7 protein-coding genes and 1 pseudogene are annotated in these 5,843 nt (G+C 67.0%); 3 read left to right on the top strand and 5 right to left on the bottom strand.

Annotated features, from left to right (window positions below; translation table 11 throughout):
• Window positions 1–913, bottom strand: a 913-nt coding sequence (locus ACFTZB_RS42145; RefSeq protein WP_378441380.1) for an LLM class F420-dependent oxidoreductase, incomplete at its 3' end; no start/stop codon positions are given.
• 95 nt (window positions 914–1,008) lie between these two features.
• On the opposite strand from ACFTZB_RS42145, the gene ACFTZB_RS42140 reads away from it, so the two are divergent.
• Both ACFTZB_RS42140 and ACFTZB_RS42135 read left to right on the top strand, forming a co-directional pair.
• On the top strand, window positions 1,009–1,857 hold the full coding sequence (locus ACFTZB_RS42140; RefSeq protein ID WP_378441378.1) for a helix-turn-helix transcriptional regulator: 849 nt from the start codon (window positions 1,009–1,011) through the stop codon (window positions 1,855–1,857).
• A gap of 30 nt (window positions 1,858–1,887) precedes the next feature.
• Window positions 1,888–2,433: a dihydrofolate reductase family protein gene (locus ACFTZB_RS42135; protein WP_378441376.1), complete on the top strand. Its 546-nt coding sequence runs from the start codon at window positions 1,888–1,890 to the stop codon at window positions 2,431–2,433.
• Window positions 2,434–2,464: 31 nt separating this feature from the next.
• Here ACFTZB_RS42135 and ACFTZB_RS42130 read toward each other — a convergent pair whose 3' ends face one another.
• The 4 genes from ACFTZB_RS42130 to ACFTZB_RS42115 all read right to left on the bottom strand — a co-directional run bounded on the left by ACFTZB_RS42130 (window position 2,465) and on the right by ACFTZB_RS42115 (window position 5,471).
• On the bottom strand, window positions 2,465–2,749 hold the full coding sequence (locus ACFTZB_RS42130) for a type II toxin-antitoxin system Phd/YefM family antitoxin (RefSeq protein WP_378441374.1): 285 nt from the start codon (window positions 2,747–2,749) through the stop codon (window positions 2,465–2,467).
• Between the two features lie 29 nt (window positions 2,750–2,778).
• Entirely contained in the window at window positions 2,779–3,300 is a 522-nt protein-coding gene (locus ACFTZB_RS42125) for a hypothetical protein (protein ID WP_378441372.1), read from the bottom strand.
• An 18-nt stretch (window positions 3,301–3,318) separates the two neighbouring features.
• Window positions 3,319–4,407: a DUF2207 family protein gene (locus tag ACFTZB_RS42120; RefSeq protein WP_378441370.1), complete on the bottom strand. Its 1,089-nt coding sequence runs from the start codon at window positions 4,405–4,407 to the stop codon at window positions 3,319–3,321.
• A 191-nt stretch (window positions 4,408–4,598) separates the two neighbouring features.
• Window positions 4,599–5,471 carry an LLM class F420-dependent oxidoreductase gene (locus ACFTZB_RS42115; protein WP_378441368.1) on the bottom strand — a complete coding sequence of 291 codons (873 nt, stop codon included), beginning with the start codon at window positions 5,469–5,471 and terminating at the stop codon, window positions 4,599–4,601.
• A 102-nt stretch (window positions 5,472–5,573) separates the two neighbouring features.
• Between ACFTZB_RS42115 and ACFTZB_RS42110 the strand changes: the two are divergent.
• Window positions 5,574–5,843: pseudogene (locus tag ACFTZB_RS42110) on the top strand (alpha/beta hydrolase); the annotation flags it as partial.

Below are 5,843 nucleotides of genomic sequence, written 5' to 3'. Positions count from 1 at the left end.
GCATCTGACGTGTGTTCCGCCACCAGTCCTGCAGGTGCAGGTCGAGGATCAACTCGTCTGCGCCTGCACTTGCCACGGAGGCGATGTCGTCGAGGATCTGCGCGGTCGTGCCCGAAAAGCCGATCCGATCGTCGCCGAGCGGAGTCTCCGAGAACGCCACGTTCCCCACCACGATCATTTCCATCGCGGACGGGTCCCGCCCCGCGGCGGCCGCGGACTGGCGTATCAGGTCCCACGCCGTGCGAAGCTTGTCAGCACCGGCTGCGCCAGGGGTCGGGAAGAGCGGCATCCAGCCGTCGGAACGTCGGGCAATCCGTTCCAGCACACGTGCATTGGGACCTCCTGCCGAGCTGACATCGACATCGCCGGCCAAGATGACGGGGATCGGCGACGCCGGCTTCGGCAGGACGTAGGCGTTGTCGATGAGCGTGTGGGGCCCGCGGTAATTCACTGGATCCGGACCCCACGCTGCGTCGAAGACGGCGAGGGTCTCGTCGAGGAGTCGGCCGCGGTCGGACTTCGCCATGCCGACAGCCTCGAACTCGTCTACTGCCCATCCTGTTCCCAACCCCGCGATCACACGCCCGCCACTGATCTGGTCGAGCGTCGCGAATCTCTTCGCAAGTTGGAGGGGCTGGTGAAGGCCGGCGACTACCACGCTGGTGCCCAGTCGGACTCGCTCCGTTACCACTGCTGCGGCAGTGAGGACTATCAGCGGATCAGCCGCTTGCCGATACGCGGACGGCCACGGCGCGCCCGGGGTGAAGGAATCGCGGGGCGCCACCGGAAACAACAGTCTCTCCCAGGCCCAGACACTGTCGAACCCGGCACGTTCGGCAGCGCCGGCTACTTCCGTGATGTCGTGGCCCAAATCAGTGCCGATCCGCTGGGGCAGTCGAAGTCCAAGTCTCATAAGTCAAGAGTGAACGATCGTCGTCCTGGTGCAAGGAGTGAATTCATCCTGGTATTCACGCCACCTGGATCGTCGTCCTCCCAGGTTCGGCTTCCATGAAGAATGTGAACGCACGTCCCGAAGTCCGTGCCCGTCGCGGCGAGTTCGGCGCATTCCTGAAGAGTCGACGCGCCCGCATCACGCCGGAGCAGGTCGGCCTGCCCACCGGGGGGCGCCGCCGGACCCCGGGACTGCGACGGGAGGAGATTGCCCAGCTGGCCGGCGTCGGAGTCACTTGGTACACGTGGCTCGAACAGGGTCGCGACATCAAGGCATCCGAGCACGTGCTTGCGGCGATCTCGCGGACGCTACGGCTGGATCTGCACGAGCACGCACATTTGCTGACGCTGGCGGGCGTGACAGAACCGTCGAGCGCGACGGAGTGCAATGCCGTTACGCCTTCGATGAAGGCAATGATGGCCAGGCTCGACCCGTATCCGGTGATAGTGAGCAATGCGCGCTACGACGTCCTTGCCTATAACCGGGGCTACTGCTGGCTGATGGGCGACCTGGACGCCGTTCCGTCCGGGGAGCGCAATCTTCTCGTCCAAAATCTGCTCAACCCTGAGTGGCGGGGGCGCATTGTCGGCTGGGAGGAGCACATTCCCCGGATCGTGGCGGGCTTCCGTGCCGCGTGGGCGGAGCACCTCGGCGAGCCGACGTGGACATCCTTGGTGAAGCGACTGACTGCCGAGTCGCCACTGTTCGAGCAGCTGTGGAAGCGATGCGACGTGACCCGAGTGCCCGTCACTGATCGGCGCTTCGAGCACCCCACGGCCGGGCCGCTGACGTTCCACGTGACCCACCTGAACGCCGGCGTTCATTCGGAGATCACGATGTCCACCTTCACACCTGCCGACGAGGCCACGACATCGAGGCTGCCGACCGCGACCGGCCGGCGATGACTTTGCGGTCGTGGCGGTGTCAGTACTCGTATGAGAACACTCGCGATTACCCAGAACATCACCCTCGACGGCTCGATCGAGATGCTCGGCGACTGGTTCGACCCGGCGGACCAGGATCCGCAGTTGCTGGAGGCGACCAACCGGCAGTCCGAGCGCGCGGACGCCATGTTGCTGGGTCGGCAGACGTTCGAGGACTTCCGCAGCTACTGGCCCCGGCAGACCGACGACCAGACCGGGATCACCGATGAGCTGAACCAGATTCAGAAGTACGTCGTCTCCTCGACCATGTCCGACCCCGAGTGGCGGAACTCGACCGTGCTCACGGGCGACTGGATCGCCCAGGTGCGGACCCTGAAGGGGCAGGATGGCCGCGACATCGTCGTCACGGGCAGCATCACGCTGACCCATGCCCTGATCGAGTCCGGCCTGGTCGACGAGTACCGTCTGTTCGTGTACCCCGTCGTCCAGGGTCGGGGACGCCGGCTGTTCCCCGACGGGTACGAGACGCCGAGGCTGCAGCTGGTCGAGGCCCGTGGCTTCCGGAACGGCGTCTCCCTGCTGCACTACACCGTCTGACGACTCCACCGATACCGGTCGACTGGCTCGCTCACTCCTCGGACGACCGAGCGTCGCGCATCAGCCGCACCAACTCCTGCGCATCAACGACGTCCCTGCCCTCGACCTCGGCCCGACCGGCGAGATGCGCCGCCAGCAGATCCGTGTCCGACAGCACCGCGATCGTTTCCCGCAACGCGTCGTAGTCGTCGGCGCCCAGCAGAATCGCGGCGCGGTGCCCGTCGCGGGTTATCTCGAACCGTTCGTGGGTGCGCTCGGCCACATCGACCAGCCGGGACAGCTGCGCCCGGGCTTCGGCAACAGGAAGAGTCCTCATGTACCTATTCAAGCCCAAAATGTGGGCACCTACCGCTCCGCGTCAGCTGGAGCTGTGAGCGTGGTGGTGGTCGTCGTCGGTGTCGGTCTCTTCGTCCGCGTCGGGAGCTCTGGTGGTGGCGGCAGCAAAAAAGTGGTGGTCGGCTCCGACGAGCGTGTCACGGGGAGCACCTCGAACGTCGCCTGCACCACGATCGACGGGATCGGCACGCACCGCAGGCCGGCCACCTGGAAACCGCGACTGCCGCGGTTCGGCACCGTCGCGCGGAAGTCGGCGACGCTGCCGACCTGACGGGTCTCGCCCAGGACCCGATCGCCGAACTCCACCGACCACGGTCCGCCGCATGTCGGAAGACTCGTCGCGTGATACTGGATGCGGTCGCCCGGCTGCCCGCTCGGCGGAGTGACGAAGAGAACCGGTCCAGCGGGATCGAGCATGCGCGTCGATTCCCGGTCGGGTTCGCTCGACGCACCGCCGCCGGTGTGGACTGCAAGCAGGACAGCAACGGACCCGACGAATGCCGTCGCCGCCAACCAGGGTGTCTGTCGCACCGGTCTCACCTCGCACCCTCAATTATGCGGCTTCGCCGCCCACTGCAGGCCGGCCTCGTCGTCGTACAGCGTGGGCGACGGGTACCAGTCGGGGTGCGGGGCGGGCCGTCCGGTTACGCGGTGGTACTGCGCCGACCACCGGTCGGCGACACCGAAGGCGAAGGCGTAGGGGACGGCGGCGAGGAAGCACTCACGGACCGCGGCGGACCCGATCGTCGTCGACCGGCCCGACAGCACGCGTTCGAACCCGGCGGCGCCCGCCCACACCTGCCGCCCCGTCGGCGTGTGCCGCAGACCCGTGCCCGCCGCGAACACGCCGAGGGAGCCGATGACGAACGCGACGAACGGAGCCCCGAGAAGCGTGGGACCCAGTACGCCGAGGAGCCCGAGCGCAGCGAGAACGGTGCACAGGCATGCCATTGCCCGCCCGATCCACGTCCTGACCGAGACCACCAGCAGTTCCTCGCGCGCCGACCACGATCGGCATGCGTCCGACATGGCACGCATGCCCTCTCGCACCGCGTAGCCGGATGTCGGCGAGCCGTCGGCGACGAATACCGCACCCGGCGAACGGATTCCGAGGGCATCGGCCAGGACCCGGGAAATGGGGTCGATCTGTCTCCACCGTTGCGGGGTGCCGATGCCCTCGATCTGCCACAGACCGTCGTCGACCGAGGTCAACCGGACCACCGACTGCTCGGCCAGGTGGAGCAGTGTCGCCGTCGGCGCGCTGTCGCCGATCCACTTCCGCACGACGTATTCGGTCTGCGCAGGCCCGAGACCGGGCACGGGTCCGTACCGCACCGGCGCCTCGGGGAGTTTCTCGCGGGCACTTCGCGACCACAGAAGACCCACACCCCATGCGACGACCGACAGACCGACGGCGACCGCGGCGAGCACGAACGAGTCCCCGACGATCGCGGCGAGCCCACGCGTATTCGACGTCGGCCCCCACACCAGGGGAAACAGCAGTCCTGTGCACGCCGAGACACCGAGGAGTACGGCAACGGCAACGTGCATCCTCGCCGCATCCGACGCGCGACCTTGCGCCGCGCTGCGGACCTCCCCGCGGGAATCGGGCTGGTATTCATCGCCGTTGCCGTGCATTCGCTGACCTCATCGCCGGGGATATTCGCTGATAACGCAATCCTCGGCACACCCGCCGCCGTCAACCAGACGACACAGGGACTACCAACCCCACCTCGAGGTGTATGACTCCTCACCCCTGAGGGGGCGACGCTTCCACGGACGATGTGTTGCGTCGACACCTCCGTCCGGACGGTGGCGGCGAACGCGATTCACCAGTCCGCGATCACCGGGACGACGCGTTCACCCAGGATCTCGAGGGGCGTGATCGACGCGACCTGCGGCACCCATCCGTGAACGTGGGTTATGCCGAGCTTCGACAGGTCCTCGAGCTGACCGAGCAAGGTGTCCACATTCTGTCCGTCCGCACCCGGGTCGAGCGGGAACATCACGGTCTTCTCGATGGCGTCGTAGTCGGTACCGAGTGCGGTGCAATGATCCCTCAGCACGTCCAGCTTGTGGGAGACCTCGGGTCCACCGAACAAATTGCAGGCCTGCGCGTACTGCGCGACCATCCGAAGCGTCTTCTTCTCACCCCCGCCGCCGATGAGGATGGGCGGGTGTGGGCGCCGTAGCGGCTGCGGCACGTTCATGGTGCGGCCGAGCCGGTAGTGCTTTCCCTCGAACGGTCCGTCGTTCTCGCTCCACATCTGCAGGCAGATCTGCAGTGTCTCCTCGAGTCGCTCGAAGCGCTCGGCCGTCGGCGGGAAGTGCAGGCCGAGTCCGACACTCTCGTCCTCGTTCCAGGCGGCGCCGATTCCGAGGTACGCGCGCCCCTTCGACAGGACGTCGAGCGTGCTCACGGCCTTGGCGAGGAGGCCCGGCTCGCGATAGACGGTGGCCGTGACCCAGGCCAGCAAGTCCACCTTCTCGGTGACGGCAGCGAGGAAGCCGAGGGTGGTGTACGCCTCGAGCATCTCGGTGTCGATCGGTCCGACCGGTTCGATCTGCCAGAGATGATCCATGACGCTGAGCTTGGAGAAACCCGCGTCCTCGGCGGTGACGGCAATGCGGCGCAGGTCGTCCGAGAGGTTCGACGGTCCGCCTGGATAGGTGAAGTCGGCGATGTGTAGTCCAAGTTCCATAGCTCTCCACGCTAAACCTGTTGCGGCCCGCTACCCAGGGATCGTCGGTACCACCCACACGTGTCCTCGCCAGATGTCCTCACGGGTACGTACGGTGACCCGGTGACCGAATCCGCTCGCCGACTCGATGTCGTCTTCGCACCCGGGACCGTCGCGCACAGGGGAACCGCCGCGGAACTCCTCGGCCGGGCGCTCGATGCGCGCGGCCTCACCGGCGAGGTGACGTTCGCCGCGGATACCGCGGATCTGCAGCGCGCAGTGCGGACGGCGGCGGGCCGGGGCGAGTTCGTCGTCGTGCCCGGCGCCGGGGCCTCGTTCACCGCACCGGACTGTGGGGTGATCCGCGTCGATTTCGGGGATTGCGAGCCGGAC

Source organism: Rhodococcus sp. NPDC057014, from assembly GCF_042673295.1.
Lineage (GTDB): Bacteria > Actinomycetota > Actinomycetes > Mycobacteriales > Mycobacteriaceae > Rhodococcus_F.
This window is presented reverse-complemented; position numbering and strand designations above follow the sequence as displayed.

Bases quoted from the DNA above. Each gene is read 5' to 3' on its own strand.
- ACFTZB_RS42130 (WP_378441374.1), bottom strand. From the start codon at position 2,749: ATGAGGACTCTTCCTGTTGCCGAAGCCCGGGCGCAGCTGTCCCGGCTG.
- ACFTZB_RS42115 (WP_378441368.1), bottom strand. From the start codon at position 5,471: ATGGAACTTGGACTACACATCGCCGACTTCACCTATCCAGGCGGACCG.
- ACFTZB_RS42135 (WP_378441376.1), top strand. From the start codon at position 1,888: ATGAGAACACTCGCGATTACCCAGAACATCACCCTCGACGGCTCGATC.
- ACFTZB_RS42120 (WP_378441370.1), bottom strand. From the start codon at position 4,407: ATGCACGGCAACGGCGATGAATACCAGCCCGATTCCCGCGGGGAGGTC.
- ACFTZB_RS42140 (WP_378441378.1), top strand. From the start codon at position 1,009: ATGAAGAATGTGAACGCACGTCCCGAAGTCCGTGCCCGTCGCGGCGAG.